The 21,780-nt window shown below is 68.4% G+C and carries 20 protein-coding genes; 9 read left to right on the top strand and 11 right to left on the bottom strand.

Annotated elements, in window-relative coordinates:
• Nucleotides 1-12: 12 nt before the first annotated feature.
• From tatC to DTA22_RS04425, 3 genes are all read left to right on the top strand, one after another.
• Complete coding sequence (tatC, locus tag DTA22_RS04435) at nt 13-1,053, top strand: twin-arginine translocase subunit TatC (protein ID WP_037229539.1); 1,041 nt, start codon at nt 13-15, stop codon at nt 1,051-1,053.
• An 18-nt stretch (nt 1,054-1,071) separates the two neighbouring features.
• The gene (locus DTA22_RS04430; RefSeq protein ID WP_037229718.1) at nt 1,072-3,807 is read left to right on the top strand and encodes a DEAD/DEAH box helicase; all 2,736 of its coding nucleotides are present in this window, start codon (nt 1,072-1,074) and stop codon (nt 3,805-3,807) included.
• 102 nt (nt 3,808-3,909) lie between these two features.
• Entirely contained in the window at nt 3,910-4,599 is a 690-nt protein-coding gene (locus DTA22_RS04425) for a DUF4333 domain-containing protein (RefSeq protein ID WP_112298595.1), read from the top strand.
• 16 nt (nt 4,600-4,615) lie between these two features.
• Here the strand turns inward: DTA22_RS04425 and DTA22_RS04420 are convergent, their stop codons facing one another.
• A complete protein-coding gene (locus DTA22_RS04420; RefSeq protein WP_037229541.1) occupies nt 4,616-5,572 on the bottom strand; it encodes a 5'-3' exonuclease in 957 nt (318 codons plus the stop codon).
• Nucleotides 5,573-5,608: 36 nt separating this feature from the next.
• On the opposite strand from DTA22_RS04420, the gene DTA22_RS04415 reads away from it, so the two are divergent.
• Together DTA22_RS04415 and DTA22_RS04410 are read left to right on the top strand one after the other, a co-directional pair.
• The gene (locus DTA22_RS04415) at nt 5,609-6,748 is read left to right on the top strand and encodes a M24 family metallopeptidase (RefSeq protein ID WP_016880747.1); all 1,140 of its coding nucleotides are present in this window, start codon (nt 5,609-5,611) and stop codon (nt 6,746-6,748) included.
• A 118-nt stretch (nt 6,749-6,866) separates the two neighbouring features.
• Nucleotides 6,867-7,625 (top strand): polyprenol monophosphomannose synthase, encoded by a 759-nt coding sequence (locus tag DTA22_RS04410; RefSeq protein WP_037229544.1) that lies wholly within the window; start codon nt 6,867-6,869, stop codon nt 7,623-7,625.
• On the opposite strand, the gene DTA22_RS04405 is transcribed toward DTA22_RS04410, so the two are convergent.
• Nucleotides 7,585-7,998 carry a TIGR03618 family F420-dependent PPOX class oxidoreductase gene (locus tag DTA22_RS04405; protein WP_037229546.1) on the bottom strand — a complete coding sequence of 138 codons (414 nt, stop codon included), beginning with the start codon at nt 7,996-7,998 and terminating at the stop codon, nt 7,585-7,587. The genes DTA22_RS04410 and DTA22_RS04405 overlap by 41 nt on opposite strands.
• Before the next feature lie 30 nt (nt 7,999-8,028).
• On the opposite strand from DTA22_RS04405, the gene DTA22_RS04400 reads away from it, so the two are divergent.
• The 4 genes from DTA22_RS04400 to DTA22_RS04385 are packed head-to-tail and all read left to right on the top strand — an operon-like array spanning nt 8,029 to nt 11,529.
• Entirely contained in the window at nt 8,029-8,805 is a 777-nt protein-coding gene (locus DTA22_RS04400) for an SDR family NAD(P)-dependent oxidoreductase (protein ID WP_112298594.1), read from the top strand.
• The gene (gene cbiE / locus DTA22_RS04395; protein ID WP_112298593.1) at nt 8,802-10,037 is read left to right on the top strand and encodes a precorrin-6y C5,15-methyltransferase (decarboxylating) subunit CbiE; all 1,236 of its coding nucleotides are present in this window, start codon (nt 8,802-8,804) and stop codon (nt 10,035-10,037) included. Before DTA22_RS04400 ends, cbiE begins: the two co-directional genes overlap by 4 nt.
• Nucleotides 10,034-10,783, top strand: coding sequence for a precorrin-4 C(11)-methyltransferase (gene cobM, locus DTA22_RS04390; protein ID WP_037229548.1), 750 nt, complete (start codon nt 10,034-10,036; stop codon nt 10,781-10,783). The genes cbiE and cobM overlap by 4 nt, the downstream gene beginning before the upstream one ends.
• Nucleotides 10,784-10,785: 2 nt before the next feature.
• Complete coding sequence (locus DTA22_RS04385) at nt 10,786-11,529, top strand: cobalt-precorrin-6A reductase (protein WP_112298592.1); 744 nt, start codon at nt 10,786-10,788, stop codon at nt 11,527-11,529.
• Between the two features lie 21 nt (nt 11,530-11,550).
• On the opposite strand, the gene DTA22_RS04380 is transcribed toward DTA22_RS04385, so the two are convergent.
• The 9 genes from DTA22_RS04380 to DTA22_RS04340 all read right to left on the bottom strand — a co-directional run bounded on the left by DTA22_RS04380 (nt 11,551) and on the right by DTA22_RS04340 (nt 21,737).
• Nucleotides 11,551-11,988, bottom strand: coding sequence for a cupin domain-containing protein (locus tag DTA22_RS04380; RefSeq protein ID WP_112298591.1), 438 nt, complete (start codon nt 11,986-11,988; stop codon nt 11,551-11,553).
• A 138-nt stretch (nt 11,989-12,126) separates the two neighbouring features.
• The gene (locus DTA22_RS04375) at nt 12,127-13,869 is read right to left on the bottom strand and encodes a flavin-containing monooxygenase (protein WP_112298590.1); all 1,743 of its coding nucleotides are present in this window, start codon (nt 13,867-13,869) and stop codon (nt 12,127-12,129) included.
• 29 nt (nt 13,870-13,898) lie between these two features.
• Nucleotides 13,899-14,960, bottom strand: coding sequence for an SDR family oxidoreductase (locus tag DTA22_RS04370; RefSeq protein ID WP_037229553.1), 1,062 nt, complete (start codon nt 14,958-14,960; stop codon nt 13,899-13,901).
• Nucleotides 14,957-16,459: an NAD-dependent succinate-semialdehyde dehydrogenase gene (locus DTA22_RS04365; RefSeq protein WP_112298589.1), complete on the bottom strand. Its 1,503-nt coding sequence runs from the start codon at nt 16,457-16,459 to the stop codon at nt 14,957-14,959. The genes DTA22_RS04370 and DTA22_RS04365 overlap by 4 nt, the downstream gene beginning before the upstream one ends.
• 19 nt (nt 16,460-16,478) lie before the next feature.
• Nucleotides 16,479-17,498: an ABC transporter permease gene (locus DTA22_RS04360; RefSeq protein ID WP_112298588.1), complete on the bottom strand. Its 1,020-nt coding sequence runs from the start codon at nt 17,496-17,498 to the stop codon at nt 16,479-16,481.
• The gene (locus DTA22_RS04355; RefSeq protein WP_112298587.1) at nt 17,495-19,030 is read right to left on the bottom strand and encodes a sugar ABC transporter ATP-binding protein; all 1,536 of its coding nucleotides are present in this window, start codon (nt 19,028-19,030) and stop codon (nt 17,495-17,497) included. The genes DTA22_RS04360 and DTA22_RS04355 overlap by 4 nt, the downstream gene beginning before the upstream one ends.
• Nucleotides 19,031-19,033: 3 nt before the next feature.
• Nucleotides 19,034-19,942 (bottom strand): substrate-binding domain-containing protein, encoded by a 909-nt coding sequence (locus DTA22_RS04350; protein WP_245973474.1) that lies wholly within the window; start codon nt 19,940-19,942, stop codon nt 19,034-19,036.
• 91 nt (nt 19,943-20,033) lie between these two features.
• Nucleotides 20,034-20,870 carry an SDR family NAD(P)-dependent oxidoreductase gene (locus DTA22_RS04345; RefSeq protein ID WP_235214714.1) on the bottom strand — a complete coding sequence of 279 codons (837 nt, stop codon included), beginning with the start codon at nt 20,868-20,870 and terminating at the stop codon, nt 20,034-20,036.
• A gap of 75 nt (nt 20,871-20,945) precedes the next feature.
• On the bottom strand, nt 20,946-21,737 hold the full coding sequence (locus DTA22_RS04340) for an IclR family transcriptional regulator (protein ID WP_037229560.1): 792 nt from the start codon (nt 21,735-21,737) through the stop codon (nt 20,946-20,948).
• Between the last annotated feature and the right edge of the window lie 43 nt (nt 21,738-21,780).

Here is a 21,780-nt window from a genome sequence, read left to right as displayed (position 1 = left end):
GGGCGAACAACAGTGCGAATTCCGTTCGATCCGCGCACCAGCAAGCGGAGGACCAATCCCGACGGCACCATGTCGTTGGTCGATCACCTCTACGAGCTGCGGACGCGACTGCTCCTGTCGGTGCTGGCCATCCTGGTCACCACCGCGGTGGGCTTCTACTGGTACTCCCACCAGATTCTCGGGATCGAGAGCCTCGGTGAGCTCCTGCAGGGGCCGTACTGCTCGCTGCCGGCGTCGAGCCGCGCCGACCTGACCAGCGACGGGTCGTGCCGCCTCCTCGCGACCGGACCGTTCGAGCAGTTCATGCTCCGCTTCAAGGTCGCGCTCACGGCGGGCATCGTCCTCGCCTGCCCCATCTGGCTGTATCAGCTGTGGGCGTTCATCACCCCCGGCCTCTACGCGAAGGAGCGCCGCTACGCGATCGGCTTCGTGGTGTCCGGCGCGGTGCTGTTCATCGCGGGCGCCGTCCTCGCCTACGTGGTCGTCGCGAAGGCCCTGCACTTCCTGCTGACGATCGGCGACAACGTCCAGATCACCGCACTCGGCGGCGCGGAATACTTCGGGTTCATCATCAACCTGCTGATCATCTTCGGAGTCAGCTTCGAGATCCCGCTGCTCATCGTCGCCCTGAACTTCGTCGGCATCCTGCCCTACGCGAAGCTCAAGGCGTGGCGCCGCGGCCTGATCTTCGCCCTGTTCGTGTTCGCCGCGATCGCCACCCCCGGGCAGGACCCGTTCTCGATGCTCGCCCTCGCGTTCGCGTTGACCCTGCTGTTCGAGGTCGCCGTGCAGATCGCCCGCATCAACGACCGCCGCAAGGCCCGTCGCACGGAGCAGGAGTGGGGTGCTCTCGACGACGACGAGGCGTCGACGATCGCCGCGCCCTCGGACCTGAACGAGGCGTTCGACGTTGCCGCCACACCGGTCCCCGAGCCGGCGGGCCGATTCCGGAGGTCACGCAAGTCCGGGAAGTCCGGCCGCGCGAACAAGACCGACGACGCGAGCACGACCGGCAGCAACACACCGGGTCAGGACTTCTCCGACACCCTGTGACAATCTGACGGGGTGGCAGTGACAACAGGTGACACGACCGGCGGCACCGAACTCGATGTGTTCTCGGCGCAGCTCGGCTTCGTGCTCGACCCCTTCCAGATCAACGCCTGCCGCGCGCTCGAGGGCGGCCACGGCGTACTCGTCTGCGCCCCGACCGGTGCGGGAAAGACCGTGGTCGGCGAATTCGCCGTGCACCTGGCGCTCACGTCCGGGCGCAAGTGCTTCTACACCACACCCATCAAGGCGCTGAGCAATCAGAAGTACGCGGAGCTGGTGCGGCGGTACGGCAAGGACACCGTCGGGCTGCTGACCGGAGATTCGAGCATCAACTCGGACGCCCCGGTGGTCGTCATGACCACCGAGGTGCTGCGGAACATGCTGTACGCCGACTCCCCGGCGCTGCGCGGGTTGTCCCACGTCGTCATGGACGAGGTGCACTTCCTGGCGGACCGGTTCCGTGGGGCCGTGTGGGAAGAGGTGATCCTGCACCTGTCCGAGGACGTCCGCCTCGTCAGCCTGTCGGCGACCGTCAGCAACGCCGAGGAGTTCGGTGCGTGGATGGAAACGGTGCGCGGCGACACCACTGTCGTGGTCGACGAGAACCGCCCGATCCCGCTGTGGCAGCACATCATGGTCGGGAAGCGGCTGTTCGACCTGTTCGACACGAGGGCGCGCAGCGGGGACGCCCGCAAGGATCTGGTGGTCGACCAGGATCTGGTCCGTCACGTCAAACAGCGGCAGGCCCTCGAGCGGGCCGACTCGTGGGAGTCGCGGGGTAGGGGACGCCGAGGCGGCGGCCGCGGGTTCTCCAGCGACTTCCGGCCGCTGCCCCGACCGGAAGTGATCTCCCGTCTCGACGACGAGGGGCTTCTCCCGGCGATCACGTTCATCTTCAGCCGTGCCGGGTGCGACGCCGCGCTGGCACAGTGCCTGCGGTCCCGCCTCGATCTGACGACGCCCGAGCAGGTCGCCGAGATCCGGACCATCATCGACGCCCACACCGCGGAACTGCCGAAGGCAGATCTGGAGGTCCTCGGGTACTGGGAATGGCGCAAGGCGCTCGAACGGGGCCTCGCCGCGCACCACGCGGGGATGCTGCCCGCGTTCCGGCAGACCGTCGAGGAACTGTTCGTCAAGGGATTGGTCCGGGCCGTGTTCGCCACCGAGACGCTGGCGCTCGGCATCAACATGCCCGCCCGCACGGTCGTCCTCGAACGCCTCGTCAAGTACAACGGCGAGGCGCACGCCGAACTCACCCCCGGGGAGTACACGCAGCTCACCGGCCGGGCCGGACGTCGCGGCATCGACATCGAGGGGCACGCGGTGGTCCTGTGGCAGCCCGGGGTGGAACCCGTGGACGTCGCCGGGCTGGCCTCCACCCGCACGTTCCCGCTCCGCAGCTCGTTCCGTCCCGGCTACAACATGACCATCAACCTGGTCGATCGCATGGGCGCGGCGGAATCACGGGCCCTGCTCGAGCGGTCGTTCGCCCAGTTCCAGGCGGACCGGTCCGTGGTCGGCCTGACGCGGGGGATCGAACGCAACGAGGCCGCGCTCACCACGCTCCGCGAACGGCTGGGCGGCGAGGACGGCGAGTACTTCGAGTACGCGCGCCTGCGGGAAGAGCTGAGCAGCCGGGAGCGGTCACTCGAACGGGCAGGCCGGACCGAACGCCGGGACGCCGCGGTCGCCTCGCTCGTCGCATTGCGGCGTGGCGACGTGATCGCCATCCCCGTGGGACGGCACTCCGGTCTGGCCGTGGTGCTGGAACCGGACCGGGACCCCACGGATCCGAAGCCGCTGATCCTCACCGAGGCGAAGTGGGCGGGCCGGGTGTCGGCCGGCGACTTCCCGGAGCCCGCACGGTCTTTGGGATCGATGCGGTTGCCGCGGCGCTTCGACCACCACACCGCCCGGGTACGACGCGATCTGGCATCGGCGTTGCGCAGCACCGGAATCGTCGCGCCGGGTCGCCGGAAGCGTAAGAAGTCGGGTGCAGCCACCGACGACGCCGAGATCGCGCGGCTGCGGCGCGCCATCCGGCAGCACCCGTGCCACAGTTGGCCGGACCGCGAGCAGCTCAGCCGGATCGGTGAGCGCTACAACCGGCTGGCCCGCGAGACCGAGACGATGCGGCAGAAGGCGGCTGCCACGACGAACTCGTTGGCGCGCACGTTCGATCGCATCCTGTCGCTGCTCGCCGAGCGCGACTACATCTCGCCGGGCGAACACCCCGACGCCACCGAACACGGCACCCGGCTGAGTCGAATCTATTGCGAGAGCGACCTCTTGGTGGCCGAGTGCCTCCGGCAGGGTGTGTGGAAGGGTCTCGGGCCCGCGGAGCTCGCCGCCGTCGTGTCCGCCGTGATCTTCGAATCGCGCCGTGAAGGGGACACCGTCGAAAGCGGCGGTCCGGGAGCGCTGCGGCACGCCCTCGACGAGACCGTGCGGGTGTGGCGGGAGCTGCGGGCGGACGAGATCCGGCACAAACTGCCCCCCACCCGTGAGCCGGACCTCGGCTTCGCTGCCGCGATCTTCCACTGGGCGAGCGACAATTCGCTCGTCGAGGCGCTGATCGCGGCAGGAGATCAGGGGCGTGCGCTGTCTGCAGGCGACTTCGTGCGGTGGTGCAGGCAGGTGATCGACCTGCTCGAACAGGTCCGGTCGACGTCCCCCGATCCGGAGGTCGGCAAGGCCGCAGGTCGTGCGGTCGCGGCGATCCGCCGCGGTGTCGTCGCCGTGGATGCTGCGTGATCCGACGCCGTGTGGTTGGATTCGCACGCTGTCCGAAGGCCCGAATCCGATGGTGGGGCGTTACGGTAGGTACAAAACTTGACACGTGAGCGGGAGGCGACGATGAGCGGCCCTTACGGACCGAACGACCCGAACGGGCAATGGGCCCAGGGACAGCAACCGGGCCAGGGAAACCCTGACCAGACCGGCGGCCAGTACGGGGCGCCGCAGTACGGTCAGCAGCCGCCCGCCCAGCCGTGGGGACAGCCGGGACCGGGTCAGCCTCAGCAGCCCGGGCAGCCGCAGTGGGGTCAGCACCCCCAGCAGCCCGGGCAGCCGCAGTGGGGTCAGCAGCCGCAACCCGGTCAGCTCGGACAGCCGGGTCCGGGACAGTGGGGGCAGCAGCCCGGGCAGCCGCAGTGGGGTCAGCAACCGGGCCAGCCGCAGCAGTGGGGCCCGACCCAGGGCCAGCAGCAGTGGGGGCAGCCGCCGTCGTCGGGGAAGTCGAAGCTGCCGTTGATCATCGGCGGTGTGGTGGCACTGCTGGTGATCGTGGGTATCGCCCTGGTGCTCGCGTTCACGGTGTTCGGCACGGACACCCTCGACCAGAAGGCGGCCGAGGACGGTGTCGAGCGCATCGTCACCGATTCGTACGGCGCCGAGAACGTGTCCGGTGTCACCTGCCCCGCGGATCAGGAAGTGAAGAAGGGCAACAGCTTCACGTGCAGTCTCACCGTGGACGGCGAGAAGAAGCAGGTCACTCTCACCTTCACCGACGACAAGGGCACGTACGAGGTGAGCCGCCCGAGCTAGGCGGCTCACCCGGCCGTCACGGAACCCGTGCGGCGGCCACCTTTTTCAGCGCCGCCGTGAGGCGGCCGACGGAATTCTCGATTCCGAGTTCCTCCGCCAGCCTGCCGAGCCGGTCCGTATCGACCGGTTCGGCAGGCAGCGTGTCTTCGCGGGACAGTTCGACATCCGCGTCCCGTACCACCCGCACCACCGGCAGTGCCGCGTCGAGATAGTCCGCTGCGGCGGCGAATTTCGCGCGCGCACCCTTCGCCATGTCGGATTCGGGATCGACTGCGGCGGCCCGCAGGGCGGCGAGCGATCCGTACTGCATGATCAGGCTCGACGCGGTCTTCTCGCCGATTCCCTTCACTCCCGGCAGCCCGTCGGACGAGTCGCCGCGCAGCAGGGCGAGTTCGGCGTAGGCCTCGCCTGCCCGGTCGGCGGGCACCCCGTACTTGGCTGCCACCTCTTCCGGCCCGAGCAGTTCGGCCTTCGCGAGGCCGCGCACCACGTACAGCACCCGCACCGGCACCGGGTCGTCCGTGACGACCTGCAGGAGGTCGCGGTCCCCGGTGACGACGATGGTCGTGTCGCGGGTCTCGGTGGCGGCCAGGGTGCCGAGCACGTCGTCGGCTTCGAGGCCTTCGGCACCGGCGGTCGCGATTCCGGTGGCGGCCAGGACATCCAGGATCATCGGGACCTGCGGCGACAGGGTGTCGGGTACCTCTTCCTCCGCCCCGCCCGTGTCCTCGGCGACCCGGTGCGCCTTGTAGGTGGGCACCGCCTCGACGCGGAACGCGGGCCGCCAGTCGAGGTCGAGGCACACCGCGAGCCGCGACGGCTGGTGCTTGGTGATCAGTGCGGCCACCATGTCGGTGAACCCGCGCACCGCGTTGACGGATCGACCGTCGGGTGAGGTGATCGAGTCGGGTAGCGCGTAGTACGCGCGAAACCACAGGCTGGCACCGTCGAGGAGAAGCAGAGGCCCTGTCATGACCCTCATCCTGCCAAACCGGTTTAGCCTGAAGCCATGAGTTCCCTCGGCGCATCGACTTCACGCTTCCCGACCACCATCTATGCCGACCGGATCGCCCGCGCAGGCGCACTGGCCCGCGACGCCGGACTCGACGGCCTCCTCATCACGCCCGGACCCGATCTGCGGTATCTGCTGGGTTCGCGCGCGGAGTCGTTCGAACGGCTCACCTGCCTGGTGATTCCCGCGAACGGTGACACCGCGTCCGTGGTCGTGCCGCGGCTCGAACTGGCGTCGCTCACCGAGTCGGCCGCGTCCGAACTCGGTCTGACGATCCGCGACTGGGTCGACGGGGTGGACCCGTACGCGTTGGTGTCGGGACTGCTGCCGTCGCCTGCCCGGACCGCCGTCACCGATGCGATGCCTGCGCTGCACCTGATTCCGCTTTCGGAGGCGCTCGGTGCGCTACCGGTCCTGGCCACCGGGGTGCTGCGGGAGCTGCGGATGGTCAAGGACGACGCGGAGATCGACGCGTTGCGCCGGGCCGGTCAGGCCATCGACCGGGTCCATGCCCGCATGGGGGAGTTCCTGAAGGTCGGCCGCACCGAGGCCGAGGTGGCGGCGGATATCACCGCCGCGATCCTCGCGGAGGGGCACACCGAGGCGGCGTTCGTCATCGTCGGCTCGGGACCACACGGCGCCGACCCGCACCATGAGGTGTCCGAACGGGTCGTCGAATCGGGTGACGTCGTGGTCATCGACATCGGCGGACCCGTCGAACCCGGCTACAACTCCGACTCCACCCGCACGTACAGCATGGGTGAGCCCGATCCGGGTGTGGCCGCCAAGTTCGCGGTACTCGAGGAGGCGCAGGCGGCGGCCGTCGACCTGGTGCGTCCCGGCGTCACCGCCGAGGCGGTCGACGCGGCCGCCCGCGACCTGTTGGCCGCGCAGGGCCTGGCCGAGGTGTTCGTGCACCGGACCGGGCACGGAATCGGGTTGTCGGTGCACGAGGAGCCGTACATCGTGTCGGGTAACGCGATCGAACTGGCCGAGGGCATGGCGTTCAGCGTGGAGCCGGGCATCTACTTCCGCGGGGAGTGGGGTGCGCGGATCGAGGACATCGTCATCGTGACCGCCGACGGCTGTGAGCCGGTCAACACCCGGCCGCACGGGCTGACGGTTCTTCCCGGCTGAGGACCGGGAGCGTGCGGGGGCGGTGCGGCGCGGGTAGTAACATCTCCCATTTGTTCACGACCGCACTCGCCGCTGCACGTCTGCGGGGAGTCGGGATCACAGATCACGCGAAGGTGTCATGGAAAGCGTCGCCCCGAAGGTAACCGTCGTCGTACCGACCTACAACGAACGCGACAACCTGCCCAAGATCGTCGAGCTTCTCGCGGCGTTGGATGTTCCGAACCTGCATGTGCTGGTCGTCGACGACAACTCGCCGGACGGCACCGGTGAGGTCGCCGACACGCTCGCGCAGAGCGGTCCGATCCCGGTCGGGGTCCTGCACCGGACCGTGAAGGACGGCCTCGGACGGGCCTACGTCGCCGGGATGACCCGGGCGCTGGCCGAGGGTGCGGACATCGTGATCCAGATGGACGCCGACCTGTCGCATCCCACCGAGGCCATTCCGCGGATGGTGGAGACCCTGGCGACGACGGACGCGGCCGTCGTGCTCGGCTCCCGCTACGTCGCCGGCGGCGCGGTCGCCAGCGACTGGCCCTGGCATCGCAAGGCGCTGTCGGCGTGGGCGAACTTCTATGTCAACGCGATCCTGCGGTTGCGCGTCAAGGACGCCACCGCCGGGTTCAAGGCGTGGCACGCGGACACCCTGCGGGCCATCGACGTCGACGGTGTGCAGAGCAACGGGTACGCGTTCCAGGTGGAGATGAATTACCGCACGGTGCAGCGAGGCATGACCATCGCCGAGGTCCCGATCCGGTTCGAGGAGCGCACCGACGGCGTGTCCAAGATGAGTCTCGCCGTGCAGATCGAGTCCGCACTGGTCCCGTGGAAGCTGCGGTTCAGTGGTGACGCAGCGCAGCCGAGCCGAGTACGCGGCTGACGGCGATCTCCACGACCACACGGGTCGGGTTCACCCGGGGCTGGCGATACCTGGCCGCGTAGCGGGCGACGGCGTCGGCGACGGACTCGGGGTCGGTCAGTACCCGGGCGGGGCCCTCCAGGGTCATCCAGCGCGGTCCGTCCACCTGGCTCACCGCGCCGTATCCTCCGCGTTCGGCGTTGAGGGCCTTCTGCGAGGAGCCGTTGGTGATGACCCGCGCCAGCCCGTGCTCCTGATCCCACGTGAAGCCGACGGCGACGACGTGCGGGGTGCCGTTCTTGCGGAGCGTGGTGAGCGTTCCGAGGTGGTATTCGCCGAGGAAGGCGAGCGCCGCGTCGGTCAGGCGGATCGGAGTGGTGGGGGTGCGGTCCATGCCCCGACGGTAATCCAGGACACTGGACGGGTGAGCCTGGGATCGAAGAAGAACAGCGGCAAGCCCGGCGACGACGGGGCGGTACTCCTCCTCGGTGGTCGCAGCGAGATCGGCCTCGAGATCGCCTCCCGGCTCGCGCCCGGCCGCACGATCGTCCTCGCGGCCCGCCGCAGCACCGAACTCACCGCCGAACGGCAGGCCCTGCTCGGCGCGGGCGCGTCCTCGGTGGACTGCGTGGAATTCGACGCCGACGACCTCGACAGCCACGAGAAGCTGCTGCGGTCCGTGGTGGAAACGCACGGCCCGCTGTCGGTGGCGGTGCTGGCGTTCGGCATTCTCGGCGATCAGGCGCGCGCTGAGCGGGACGCACGGCACGCCGTTGCGGTGGTCCACACCGACTACGTCGCGCAGGTCGGTGTGCTCACGCATCTCGCCACCCTGCTCCGGGAACAGGGGTCGGGACGGATCGTGGTGTTCTCGTCCGTCGCGGGCGTGCGCGTGCGCCGCGCCAACTACGTGTACGGGTCGGCGAAAGCGGGCCTGGACGGGTTCGCCTCCGGTCTCGGTGACGCCCTCCACGGCAGCGGTGTCTCCCTCCTGCTCGTCCGGTCCGGTTTCGTGATCGGCCGGATGACCGAGGGGATGTCGCCGGCGCCGATGTCGAGCACACCGGCACAGGTCGCGGACGCGGTCGTGCGGGGCCTGCACCGCGGTGCGAGCCGAGTGTGGGTGCCGGGACGGTTGCGCCCGGTGTTCTTCGTCATGAGGTTGCTGCCGCAGGCGGTCTGGCGCCGGATGCCGCGATGATCGACCCGATCGTCGTCGTCGGGATCGGTGCCGACGGGTGGGACGGTCTGTCGCCGTCCGCGCGTCGCGAGATCCAGGCCGCCGACGTCGTGATGGGGTCCGGGCGTCAGCTGGCCCTGATCCCCGAGTCGCCGGCACTGCGGGTGGCCTGGCCGTCGCCGCTCGTCCCCGCGCTGCCGGGCCTGTTCGAACAGCACCACGGCCGGCGGGTGTGCGTCCTGGCCAGCGGAGACCCGATGTTCCACGGCATCGGCGTCACTCTCGTCGACCTGCTCGGCGCGGAGCGGGTGCGGGTGATCTCGCACCCGTCCTCGGCCACCCTGGCGTGTGCCCGGCTGGGCTGGGCGGCGCACGAGACACAAGTGGTCAGTCTCGTGAACCGGCCCGTGGACACCCTCCTGCCCGCACTCGGAGAGCACGCGCGACTGCTCGTGCTGAGCCGCGACGAGCACACCCCCGCCGCCGTCGCCGAACTCCTGACGCAACACGGGTTCGGACCGTCGCGGCTCAGCGTGCTCGGCGAACTGGGCGGACCCGACGAGTCGAGGCTCGACGGCACGGCGTCGGCATGGTCACACGAGCCGGGGGCACGGCTGAACGTGATCGCGATCGACTGCCGCGCCGACTCCGGCACCCTCCGGCTGACCCGGATGCCAGGACTGCCCGACGTCGCGTTCACGGGCGACGGGCAGATGACCAAACACGAGATCCGCGCCCTGACGTTGTGTGCCCTCGCACCTGCGGTGGGGGAGTTGTTGTGGGACGTGGGAGGCGGGTCCGGCACCGTCGCGATCGAATGGATGCGTACCCACCCCCTCTGCCGGGCAGTGACTTTCGAGCGCAGCGCGGCACGCGTCGGCCAGATCGAGTCGAACGCGGCCGGGCTCGGGGTGCCGTCTCTCGAAGTGTTCGGTGACGCACCCGCAGCGTTCGAGGACGTGCCACCCGAACTGTCCACGCCGGACGCGATCTTCGTCGGCGGTGGCGTCACGCAGGACGGTCTGCTCGAGGAGTGCTGGTCGCGGCTCCGGGTCGGCGGCCGCATGGTGACCAACGCGGTGACGGCGGAATCGGAAGCACTTCTGCTGCAGTGGTTTTCGAAATGCGGTGGGCAGCTCCGCAAGTTTCAGGTGTACCGCGGTGAGCCGCTCGGCGGGTTCACCGCGTGGCGGCCGCAACTGCCGGTGGCGCAGTGGTCGGTGACAAAGCAGTCGAAAGGTGATGCGGCATGACGGTGTACTTCATCGGGGCAGGTCCCGGCGCGGCCGACCTGGTCACGGTCCGCGCGCAGCGGATCATCGCGGCGAGCCCCGTCTGCCTGTATGCGGGCAGCCTGGTCCCGCAGGAACTCCTGGCGGAATGCCCCGAGGGTGCGCGGGTGATCGACACGGCGCGACTGAGTCTCGACGAGATCGTCGCCCTGCTGATCGAGGCGGACGCGGCCGGTCAGGACGTCGCCCGCCTGCATTCGGGTGACCCGTCGATCTTCAGTGCCGTCGCCGAACAGGTGCGCCGGCTCGAGGCCGCAGGCGTCGCGTACACCGTGGTGCCCGGGGTGCCGGCGTTCACCGCCGCGGCGGCGTCGCTGGGGCGGGAGTTGACCGTTCCCGGTGTCTCGCAGTCGATCGTGCTGACCCGGGTGTCCACGCTGTCCACCGCGATGCCGGAGGGAGAGGACCTGCGTTCCCTCGGCCGCAGCGGTGCCACGATGGTGGTGCACCTGGGCGCGCACCGGATCGATCAGATCGCCCTGGAACTCGCCGAGAACTACGGTCGCGACTGTCCCGCCGCGGTTGTCGCGTTCGCGTCGCGTCCCGACGAGATCGTGCTCCGCGGCACCCTGGCCACGATCGCCGAGCAGGTGAAGGCGGCGGGCGTCACGAAGACCGCCGTGGTGATCGTCGGTAAAGTGCTTGCTGCCGAGGGGTTTCCGGACAGTTACCTGTATTCCGCCACCCGCGAGCGCACCACCCACTGAGCGTGGCACGGATCCTGATCCTCGGCGGCACCGGGGAGGCCCGGGCGCTCGCCGCCGCACTCGCGGACGTTCCGGGCGTCGACGCGGTGTCCTCTCTCGCCGGCCGGGTCCGCGATCCTCGCATGCCCGTCGGTGACGTGCGGATCGGCGGATTCGGGGGAGCGGACGGACTCGACGAGTGGCTGCGCGCACATCCCGTCGACGCGATCGTGGACGCGACGCACCCGTTCGCGGCGCAGATCACGAGCAACGCCGCCGACGCCGCGCACCGTCGCGGGATACCGCTCGTCGTGCTGCGGCGCCCCGAATGGTGTCCGCGCCCCGGCGAACGCTGGCACCGCGCCACCGACCTCGCCGACGCGGCCGCCCTGCTTCCCGACCTGGGAACGAGAGTCTTCCTCACCATCGGCAGGCAGGGTGTCGGCGCGTTCGCCGGCCTGCGGGCACTGTGGTTCCTCATCCGCGCGATCGATCCACCGGACGTGGCGATGCCGCCGCAGTCGACGCTGCTCCTCGCCCGCGGGCCGTTCGCGGTGCCCGACGAGATAGCGCTGATGCGTGAGCACCGCATCGACGCCCTGGTCACCAAGAACAGCGGCGGCGGTCAGACCGACGCGAAGCTCGACGCCGCCCGTGATCTGGGCGTTCCGGTCCTGATGATCCGTCGTCCACCGTTGCCGTCGGGGACGGCAACGGTGGACGACGTCGAGGGAGCGCTCGAGTGGATCGACTCGGTCATCCGATGAGGAGACGGGCACGGTGACCTGTCAGCAGGCGGGCGCCGGCGCGTCCTCGGACAGGGGCTTGCCCTCCGGTTCGGTGTAGAACGCGAGCAGCACCAGCGGTTCGGTCCCCAGATTCGAGCCCTCGTGGACGTGATCGCTTCCGTGGTCCTCGGTGATCGCCTGACCGGCCGTCGTCACCGCTTTCGTGCAGTCCTGCAGGGTGCGGGACAGCACACCGGATTCGACGAACGCATACACCGGACCGTCGTGGTAGTGCCATCCCGTCGTGCCGCCGGGGGCGATCTCGATGCGCCGCAACGTGAGATCCGTGCCCGCCGAGCTGCCCGCGACCGCCGGAACCGTGGTCTCGAACAGGATCTGCGCGGTCACACCCGAAGACGGCGTCGCCTGGGCGGGGGAAGCGGCCAGTACCGCGGCTACGGCACAGGACAAGACGACCACACTCGATCTGAGGAGCATCGTGACGACCTCTCGGCGCGCTGGCCCCGCACACGGCGCGCAGGCATCCAGGGGAGTGCATTCGGCGTGTCCAGGGTAGGGCTCCGGAGGGAGCGGCCGCGGGGATATCCGCGAAACCGGCGCCCGGGCCGGTCGGATTCAGCCGTTGTCGAGGTCGGTGCGGATCTGCATGGCCAGGACCTTGGAGTAGATCCGGCAGAGCTGGAAGTTGCCGGAGGAGAACCACAGTCCGGGTTGTGCGGTCCGCTTCCACGTGTTGCGGACCTCGCCCTCGTCGTCGTATCCCCAGATGGGGCCGACCGCGTCGGCGATCTCGTCGCCCAGCAGCGCGCGTACACCCTCTTGCTGGGTCTGGTATCCGGTCGCCAGGATGACGGCGTCGGCCTCGACGACGTCGCCGTTGGTCAGACTCAGACCGTCGGCGACGAACCCGGCCGTGTCGGCGTACTGGACCAGCCCGACCTGCCCGGAGATCAGCAGATCCGAACAGCCGACGTTGAGGTAGTAGCCGCCACCACGGCGCATGAACTTCATCTGCTGGCCGGTGTCCTCTTCGCCGTAGTCGGTTCGGAAACCGATGCGATTGAGGGCGGCGACGAGATCCTTGTCGAGTTCCTTCATCGTTGCGGTGATCATCTGGCTGCCCGTGTAGAGGTCGGGATAGACCGTTGCCATCGAGAGGAGGTCGCAGTCCTCGAGGGTCGGTGCAGTCAGGTACGACGCGTCCGCCGCCGCGGCCGAGGGGTCGACGCTCACGATGGTGGTCGAACTGCGCTGCACCATCGTCACGTCGACACCGTGAGCATGCAGGTCCTGGGCGACGTCGTGGGCACTGTTCCCGGTTCCGATGATGACGACTCGCTGACCCGCGAATTCGCCGGCGTCGTCGTAGTCGCTCGAGTGCAGCGTGCGACCCGCGAACTGGGAAAGTCCGGGTAGCTCCGGGACGTACGGGATGCCGCTGACACCGGTCGCGATCACGACGTGCTTGGGGCGCAGGGTGCGAATGGTGCCGTCGCCGCGACGAACTCGCGCAACCCAGGATCGGGACTGTTCGTCGTAGTCTCCGCCGACGAAGGCGGTGGCACCCCAGAAGTTGATCTCCATGGCCTCGACGTACGCCTCGAACCATCCGGCAAGCTTGTCCTTGGGAACGAACTGCGGCCAGGTTGCGGGGAAGGGCATGTACGGAAGGTCGTTGAGCCACACCGCGTTGTGCAGGGTCAGGGCGTGGTATCGGGTGCGCCAGTTGTCGCCGGGCCGCACATGGGTGTCCACGACCAGGGCGTCGACGTCGAGCTGCCCGAGCCGGGCTGCGAGGGTCAGTCCCGACTGCCCACCGCCGACGATCAGCACGTCGGGGTCGCGGTTCTCGTAGGCTTGCGCGGCGACGCGGCGGTCCAGCCAGTTGGGGCCACCGAACTTGGACGAGTCCGCCTGCCCGACGGGGCGGTGCTCGCCGGTGCGTTCGGGGTGGTCGGCAAGCTGGTCGAGTGTGGTGAAGAGGGAGCGCACGAGCAGACCGCGGTCCGGCACGTCGACCAGCCGCGCAACCCCGACCCCGGACCCGGCGAGGGTGTCGAACTCGAAGATGACCTCCAGGCAGGGGATACCCGCCCGCTCCACCAGACGGGGAGGAGTCCGGTCTTCGGCGATCCGGATGTTCGTCGCCTTCGCGAGTTCCTGGCGGCGGAGCAACTCCGCGGGAATCTCGTCGTTGAACGTGCGCAGATCCCCGGTGAACGCGAGCACGTCGCGCCAGTAGGACTGCGGGGCGAAGACAGCCGTGGGCGCGAGTTCGGCGGTGAGGAACCGGGAGAATCCGTCGAGCCACGCCTGTGCGTCGGTTCGAAGGTCGGTGTCACTGAATGTGGTGGTCATGATGTAGTCCTGTCGAAAGTGTAAAGGGATTACGGAATCAGGCGAAGCCGCTGGAGTTGCTCGAGGTTGGCGACGAAGCTCTCGTGGGTGTCGATGCACGCGGTGAAGCCGGCCCGGCGGATCTTGATGGTGCTCTGCACCATGTCGGACTCCATGGCGAACCATCCGTCGACGAACGGCCAGGCTGCCACCGCGGACAGCGGGAGCGGGCGTAGCTGGTGCCGGGCGACGACGTCGTCCCAGAGTGCAGATTTGTCCGCCATCTGCTCGGCGAGCGTCATCGGCTGTATCGGCGCGACGTCCATGCCGAAGAAGCCGGCGATGTCCGGCCACAGATGCTGCCAGCGGAAGTTGTCGCCGTTGGTGACGTTGAACGTCTCTCCGCGTGCCGTCTCGGCCTCGAGCGCCCAGTGCACCGCGGCGCCCACGACGGCACTGTCCGTCGCCTGGTGTAGCGCCGTCCAGGCCTTCGGGGTGCCGGGGAAGCGCAGCGGCAGACGTTGATGCCGGCACAGGGTTGCGTAGACGCCGACACCGGTCAGCATGTTCATCGGTGATCCGATGCTCACACCCAGCACTGCATCCGGGCGGAGGACGGTCCAGGTGTACCCGTGCTGCTGGGCGTCGGCGAAGAGCAGGTCCTCCTGGTCGTTGTAGAAGATGGGACCGAGGTGGCGGGGGTCGGTTTCCTTGGCCGGGGTCTTGTAGTAGCCGAGGTGCTCGCCGTACGACTTTCCACCGCCGATCAGGACGACGTGCCGGAGGGTGGAGGGTGACCCGCCGACCGCCGCGAGCACGTGCCGAAGCATCGCGAGGTTCGGTGCGACGGTCGCCGCCATCGACTCACGTTCGGTGTATGCCGTGTAGACGATCGTGTCGATGTCGGCACGGCCGGCGAACGCAGCCGAGGTGGCCGCGCCGTCGAGGAGATCGACCTGGATGTGGTCGGCGACTGTCGTCCCGCCCGGCAGCTCGACCGGGCCGCGGCGTGCCACCGTGACCACGTCCCTGCCCTCGTCGGTCAGCGTCCGCACCACTGCGCTGCCGATCACCCCGTGGGCGCCGACGACCAGAGTCTTTCCGGCGCTCATGCCCTGCCTCCGATGCTCGTGGGTGCGGTGCCCGCGCCCAGTGCGACGTACTTCGTCTCGAGGTATTCGTCGAGGCCTTCCGGGCCGCCTTCCCGCCCGTAGCCGGAATGTTTGACACCGCCGAAGGGTGCTGCCGGGTTCGACACCGTTCCCTGGTTGATCGCGACCATTCCGCTGTCGAGTTGTTCGGCGACTCGGATCGCGCGGTCCAGATCGCGCGTGAACACGTAGGCGGCCAGCCCGTACCTGCTCGAGTTGGCGGATTCGAGGACCGCGGTTTCGTCGTCGAAGGAGATGATCGGCGCGACGGGCCCGAAGATCTCGTCCTGGATCAGGAGCGCGTCATCGGGCACATCGGTGAGGACGGTGGGCGCGAAGAAGCAGCCCGGACGGTCGAGGGCGTGCCCGCCCGTCGCGACGCGTGCGCCCTTGGCGACGGCGTCGTCGACCAGCCTCTGCACCTGGCGTCGCTGCTTGTCGTCGATGAGCGGGCCGATGTCGGTGCCGGGGTCCATGCCGGGGCCGATGGTCAGCGCGGAGAAGCGCTCGGCGAGTTCGGCAGCGAACTCGGCGGCGATCGAGGAATGGACGTACAGGCGGTTGGCGCTGGTGCAGGCTTCCCCGTTGTTGCGCAGTTTCGCCTGTATCGCGGCGTCCACTGCCGGGCCGACGTCGGCGTCGTCGAAGACGATGAACGGGGCGTTGCCGCCGAGTTCGAGCGACACGCGCAGCAATTGGTCGGCCGACTGCCGGACCAGTGACTGTCCTACCTCGGTCGAGCCGGTGAACGAAATCTTCCGCAGCCGTGGATCATTCATTGCCGCGGCCACGATTCGGGTGGAATCACTGCTGGGCACGATGTTGACCACTCCGGCGGGAACACCGGCTTCCTCGAGGATCGACGCCGTCGCGAGCATGCTCAGCGGAGTCTGCTTCGCGGGTTTGACGATGCAGGTGCAGCCCGCCGCCAGCGCGGGGCCGATCTTGCGGGTGCCCATCGCGAGGGGGAAGTTCCACGGTGTGACGAACAGGCACGGACCGACGGGCTGGGCCATCGTGACGATCCGGCCGACCCCCGACTCGGTGACGGTGTAGCGGCCGCTGATGCGCACAGCTTCCTCGGAGTACCAGCGCAGGTATTCGGCTGCGTACGTCACCTCGGCCCGGGCCTGAGCGTACGGCTTGCCCATCTCGAGCGTGGTCAGGGTGGCGAGATGGTCGGACCGCTCGAGCATGAGCGTGTAGGCGCGGCGCAGGATGTCCGAGCGCACCCGGGGAGCGGTGCGCGCCCAGTCCCGTTGGGCGGCCGCGGCGGCGTCGAGAGCGGCGGCCATGTCGGCGAGCCCGCCGTCGGCGATCTCGGCGATCACATCGCCGGTGGCGGGGTTCTCCACCGCAATGGTTTGTCCCGTTCCGGGTGATACCCACCTGCCTCCGATGAACAGATCGGTGGGCACCTTTGCCAGTGCGGCATCGGGTTTCATGGTTTCGTACGTCATGGTTTCCTTTGATCGTGTGTCAAGCATGCTGCGTCCCCGAGGACTTGATGCGCAGCCGGTCCAGCGCCACCGCGAGCACGATGACCGCGCCCTGGATGATCTGCTGGTAGAACGTCGAGACGTCGAGCAGCGTCATACCGTTGACGAGGACGCCGATGATCGCCGCACCCACCAAGGTGCCGATCAGTGAGCCTCGCCCACCCATCAGTGACGTTCCGCCGAGGACCACGGCGGCGATCGCCGACAATTCGTATCCGGCGCCGAGGTCCGGCACCGCGCTCTGCAGACGGGCCGACGCGATGATTCCGCCCACGGCGGCGCAGATGCCGGAGATCACGTACACGGTGGTGAGCACCCGCCGGACCGGGATCCCGGCCAGCCGTGCGGCTTCGGCGTTGCCGCCGACTGCGCGAACCCAGCGTCCGAAGACGGTGCGATTGAGCAGATACCACCCGCCCGCGAAGACCGCGGCCATGACGAGCACCGGAATCGGCACACCGAGAATCGAGCCGTGGCCGAGGACGGCGTAGCCGAGGTCCGTCGAGAACAGGGTCTTGCCGTCGGTACCGACGTACGTCACTCCGCGCAGGTACGTCAGCGCGGCAAGGGTGACGATGAACGACGCCAGCCCGAGTCCGGCCACCAACACACCGTTGATCAAGCCGATGACCAGGCCGGCGGCCAGCGCACCGAGCAGGGCGACCGGGGCGGGGGCGCCGTTGATGGAGAGGGCGACGGCGACGAACGCGGTCACGCCGACCGCCGAACCGACGGACAGGTCGATGCCTCCGGTCATGATGACGAAGGTCAGTCCCGCACCGAGTATGGCGGTCACGGAGATCTGCCGGGCGACGTCGAAAAGGTTGTCGACCGACAGGAAATACGGTGCGACCGCGGAGAACACGGCGATCAGCACGATGAGTGCGAGCGCCACGCCGAGCCGATCGGCGAGTGCGGTGACGTGGTGTCGGATGCCGTTCGACCGCGGGGAGCGGTGCGGCGCCGCCGGCAGGGTGGGGGAGGGAAGTCGGGTGGTCATGAGATTACCTCGGTGAGCGATGGAGGGGCAGTCGCGCTTCCGGTGGCGTGCCGGATGATGTCTTCCTCGGTCATGGAGTCGCCGGAGAGCTCGGCGACGATCCCGCCTTCGCGCATGACGAGGATGCGGTCGGAGAGTCCGATGACCTCCGGAAGTTCAGAGGAGATCAACAGTATTGCAACGCCTTTCGATGCGACCTCGTTGATGAGCGCGTAGATGTCGGCCTTGGCTCCGATGTCGACGCCGCGGGTGGGTTCGTCGAGGATGAGTACCGACGGTTGCTTGGCCAGACAGCGTGCGAGCAGGACCTTCTGCTGATTGCCGCCGGAGAGGTCCCCGACGCGCTGGTCGACGCCGGTGGTTTTGACGCGCATCTGCTCGGTGTACCGAGTGGCCGCGCGTTCCAATGCTGCCGGCGAGGTCCGGCCGAAGCGGTGGCGGCCGAACGCCGTACCGAGGCAGACGTTGTCGGCGATCGACATGTCGAGGAACAGGCCCTGTTCCTTACGGCTCTCCGGGAGCATCACGATCCCGGCTGCCGCGGTCGAGCGGGGGTTGCCGAGGTCGACGTGTTGGTCGCCGACCTCGACCCGGCCGGCCGCGGCTTTGTCGACGCCTGCTACCAGGCGGCACAGTTCGCTTCGGCCGGCGCCGACGATGCCGGCCAATCCGACGACCTCTCCCGCGCGGACCTCGAGGGAGCAGGGTTGCACTCGGTCGGAGGAGAGGTCGCTGACCTGGAGTCGGACGTCGGTGCGTGCCGTGGGTCGCCGGTGCTGATACATCGCCTCGACCGGCCTGCCCACCATCGAGGTGACGATCCGGTCCGGGGTCATCTCCGCTCGGGCCATCGTGTCGGCGACGACACCGTCGCGGAGGACGGTGACGTGATCGGCGATGCGGTCGATTTCCGCCATCCGGTGACTGATGTACAACATGGCCAGACCGTGCGCCTTGAGTTCGGCGACCAGGCGGAGCAGGTTGTCGGCCTCGTCTTGAGAGAGTGCGGCAGTCGGCTCGTCGAGAACGAGGATCCGTGGCTCTTCGGACAGGGCGCGGGCGATCTCGACCAACTGTTGCTGCCCCGTACTGAGTTCGGCCACATAGGTTTCGGGACGGATGGTCGACCCCACCCGGGCCAGGGCGGCGACCGCGAGTCGGCGGGCGGCACCGCGGTCCAATCGACCCAGGCGCCGCCGCGGCTCCCGGCCGAGCACCATGTTCTCGGCGACGGTGAGTTCGGGAACCACGCTCAGCTCTTGATGGATGACCGTGAGTCCGTGTGCGCGTGCGTCGCCGGGGCCGGTGAAGTGCGCTGGGTTGCCGGCGACGTGGATCGTTCCCGAGTCCGGTTGGTGAATTCCGGTCAGCACCTTGATCAGGGTCGATTTGCCTGCACCGTTCTCACCGGCGAGGACGGACACCGATCCGGACTGCAAGGACAATGACACCCCGCGCAGGACAGAGTTGCCGTTGAAGGACTTCGTGATCCCTTCGAGTCGCGCGGCGGGGACCTTCGTGAGCGTACCCATGGTTCATCCCCAGGTCTTGTAGGCGGTGATGGTGTCCGCGGTGACGAGGACGGTGGGAATCAATGTCGGTGCGCTGTCGACCTTCTCGCCGGCGGCGAGACGAACAGCGGTGTCGAGTCCCGAGCGGCCGAGCTGGGCGGGGTCCTGCCCCGAGGTGGCGATGATGGAACTCTTGCCGAGGAGGTCGGTCAGTTGTTTCGCGCCGTCCACTCCGACGACCTTCACGTCGGTGCCCTTCTGCTGTGCAGCGAGGGAGATTCCGATCGCGGTGGGATCGTTGACGCCGAAGAAGCCGTCCACGTCGGGGTTCGCGGTGAGGATGGTGCTCGCGACGTTCATGGCCTTGTCACGGGTGAGATCTGCGCGCTGAGTAGCGACGACCTCGATGCCCGGGTGGGCGTCGAACGCTTCCCGGCATCCCTGCATGCGGTCCGCGATCGCCGATACCGCGGCCCCGTCGACGATGGCCACCTTGCCGGAGCCGCCGAGTTGCTCGACGAGATACGTGCACGCTTCGCGGCCGGCCTGGACGTTGTCGCTGGTCACGGTCGCGTCGGCACCGACCGCAGTGACATCGACGGCGACGACGGGGATGTTCGCCTGCGTCGCCCGGAGCAAGGCGGGACCGATGCCGTCGGAATCGACGGCGTCGACGATGATCGAGTCGACCTTCTGCCGGATGAACGTATCGATCTGGTCGCTTTGCACGGCGACGTCGGCATTGGCATACTGAACGGACACTTCCACGCTCTTCTCGGTGGCGGCCGCTTCGATCGCCTGGCCTTCCGCGAGGAAGAAGGGGTTCGACGCCGCGTTGAGGGTGACGCCGATCGTGGTCTTGCCGTCGTCTCCGGCACCCGCGCCGGACGTGCACGCTGTCATGGTGCCGGCCGCGATCAGCGCGGTGCCCACTGCAGCGACTATCTTCGACGGCGTTTTCGCACGCGGGCAGGTTCTATCGTGAACTGACATCAGGCTGTTCCTTCTTGCTGGTCTGGATCGGTCAGACGACGGGCGTGACGCCGCCGTCGATGCAGAAATTCGCCCCCGACACGAAACTTGCGCGGGTGGACGCGAGATAGACGACGATTCCCGCCACCTCGTCCACGGTTCCCAGCCGGCCCACCGGGATCTTGTTCAATTCAACGTATTTGGCGAGCGCAGTCTCTTTGTCGACGCCGAACTCGGCCGCCAGTGAATCGGCGATACCGCCGGGCCGGTCGTAGATCGGAGATCGGATGAACGCCGGCGACACGACGTTCGACCGGATGCCGTCGGGGGTGAACTCCGCGGCGAGGACTTTCGAGAGCATCAGAATTGCAGCTTTGGAGACGCTGTAGTCGGGCAACCGGGGATTGGGCATCCGGGCCGCTTCCGATGCGATGTGGACGAGGGCGCCGTCGCCGTGCCGGCGCATCGCTGTGATCGCGGCACGGGACGCCCGGACGTAGCCCATCAGGTTGAGGTCCAGCGTGAGGGCCCAGTCTTCGTCGGATGTCGTCAGGAAGCTGTCGCGTACCGGCGCGACGCCGGCGTTGTTGACCAGGACGTCGACGCGTCCGAACTCGTGGAGCGCGAAGTCGATCATCGTCTGCGCGCCGGACGGATCGAGGAGGTCGACCTGCGTCAGGCGTAGGTGCTCGGAATCGTGGGGCAGGTCCGAGGTGGTGACGTCGAGATCGGCGCCGACCACCTTGGCCCCCGCCGCGAGCACGTGTCGAACACAGGCCCCGCCGATGCCGCCCCCTGCACCGGTGATCACGACCACGCGGTCGTGGAGCTCGCCGCTCATGTCCTTGCCTTCCTGCTGGTGAGTCGTACCACGGACTGTGGTGCTCACCACTGTCTCACTTCACGGACGACATGTCTAGTAGGCGAGACAAACTAAGCGGGGAGGCGCGAGTAGGGCGCGGCGTTACCCGAAGTTCGCGACCTTCCGGCCGGCGAGATCCACGCCGAGGGCACGAGAAATCTCCTGTCCACCGCTGATCACCTCCGCCTTCCAGCGGTCGCCGTCGGCTCCGAGGATGGATTCACGGACGCCGCTGATCGACAGTGCCGCCCGGACCCGGCCCTGGTAGTCGATGATCGGGACGCCGATCGCCGCCACGCCGACCGTCACGTCCTGGTCGCTGATCGCGATCCCCTCTTCGCGGGTGCGCCGCAGCAGTGCACGCAGTTCGGACGGCTCGGCGGGGGTGGAGGGGGTCAGCCGTGTCAGTGGGGTGTTGCGGGCGATGTAGGCCTCCCACTCGCTTTCGTCCCGGAAGGCCAGGATGGCGCGGGAGGCGGCGCCGGTATGCATGGGCAGGGACCCGCCCAGGCGCAGGGCCAGCGACTGCACGCGTTTGCCGTCGAGGCGTTCGATGCACACTGCCTGGTCACCGCGGGGGACGCAGAGGAACACCGTCTCGCCGGTGAGTGCGTGCAGGCGTTCCATGACCGGCTGTGCGAATTGGCGTTCGTCGAACCGTTCGACCACCGCCGAGCCGAGCGACACCAGCTTGAATCCGAGGCGGAACTTGCCGCGCCGCGATCCCGCCTCCACGAGGTCTTCCTCCTGCAGGCTCGCCAGCAGGCGATACATCGAGCTGCGCGGCTCGTTGATCGCTTCCGCGATTTCGGTGGCAGTTGCCTCCCCCTTGGCCAGGAAGTCGAGCAACTCCGAGACCTTGCGTACCAACATCAAACTTCCGTCATTTGCCATGCGTTCAGATTATCGCTCAGCGGACAAACAGTCCATCAAATAG

This window comes from Rhodococcus wratislaviensis (assembly GCF_900455735.1).
Classification (GTDB): Bacteria; Actinomycetota; Actinomycetes; order Mycobacteriales; family Mycobacteriaceae; genus Rhodococcus_F; species Rhodococcus_F wratislaviensis.
Note: the sequence above shows the minus strand (reverse complement) of the source record. Positions and strands in the feature narration are given on the sequence as shown.

Coding starts and splice junctions, on each gene's coding strand:
- DTA22_RS04425 (WP_112298595.1), top strand. CDS start 3,910: ATGAGCGGCCCTTACGGACCGAACGACCCGAACGGGCAATGGGCCCAG.
- DTA22_RS04420 (WP_037229541.1), bottom strand. CDS start 5,572: ATGACAGGGCCTCTGCTTCTCCTCGACGGTGCCAGCCTGTGGTTTCGC.
- DTA22_RS04415 (WP_016880747.1), top strand. CDS start 5,609: ATGAGTTCCCTCGGCGCATCGACTTCACGCTTCCCGACCACCATCTAT.
- DTA22_RS04410 (WP_037229544.1), top strand. CDS start 6,867: ATGGAAAGCGTCGCCCCGAAGGTAACCGTCGTCGTACCGACCTACAAC.
- DTA22_RS04405 (WP_037229546.1), bottom strand. CDS start 7,998: ATGGACCGCACCCCCACCACTCCGATCCGCCTGACCGACGCGGCGCTC.
- cbiE (WP_112298593.1), top strand. CDS start 8,802: ATGATCGACCCGATCGTCGTCGTCGGGATCGGTGCCGACGGGTGGGAC.
- cobM (WP_037229548.1), top strand. CDS start 10,034: ATGACGGTGTACTTCATCGGGGCAGGTCCCGGCGCGGCCGACCTGGTC.
- DTA22_RS04380 (WP_112298591.1), bottom strand. CDS start 11,988: ATGCTCCTCAGATCGAGTGTGGTCGTCTTGTCCTGTGCCGTAGCCGCG.
- DTA22_RS04375 (WP_112298590.1), bottom strand. CDS start 13,869: ATGACCACCACATTCAGTGACACCGACCTTCGAACCGACGCACAGGCG.
- DTA22_RS04370 (WP_037229553.1), bottom strand. CDS start 14,960: ATGAGCGCCGGAAAGACTCTGGTCGTCGGCGCCCACGGGGTGATCGGC.
- DTA22_RS04365 (WP_112298589.1), bottom strand. CDS start 16,459: ATGACGTACGAAACCATGAAACCCGATGCCGCACTGGCAAAGGTGCCC.
- DTA22_RS04360 (WP_112298588.1), bottom strand. CDS start 17,498: ATGACCACCCGACTTCCCTCCCCCACCCTGCCGGCGGCGCCGCACCGC.
- DTA22_RS04355 (WP_112298587.1), bottom strand. CDS start 19,030: ATGGGTACGCTCACGAAGGTCCCCGCCGCGCGACTCGAAGGGATCACG.
- DTA22_RS04340 (WP_037229560.1), bottom strand. CDS start 21,737: ATGGCAAATGACGGAAGTTTGATGTTGGTACGCAAGGTCTCGGAGTTG.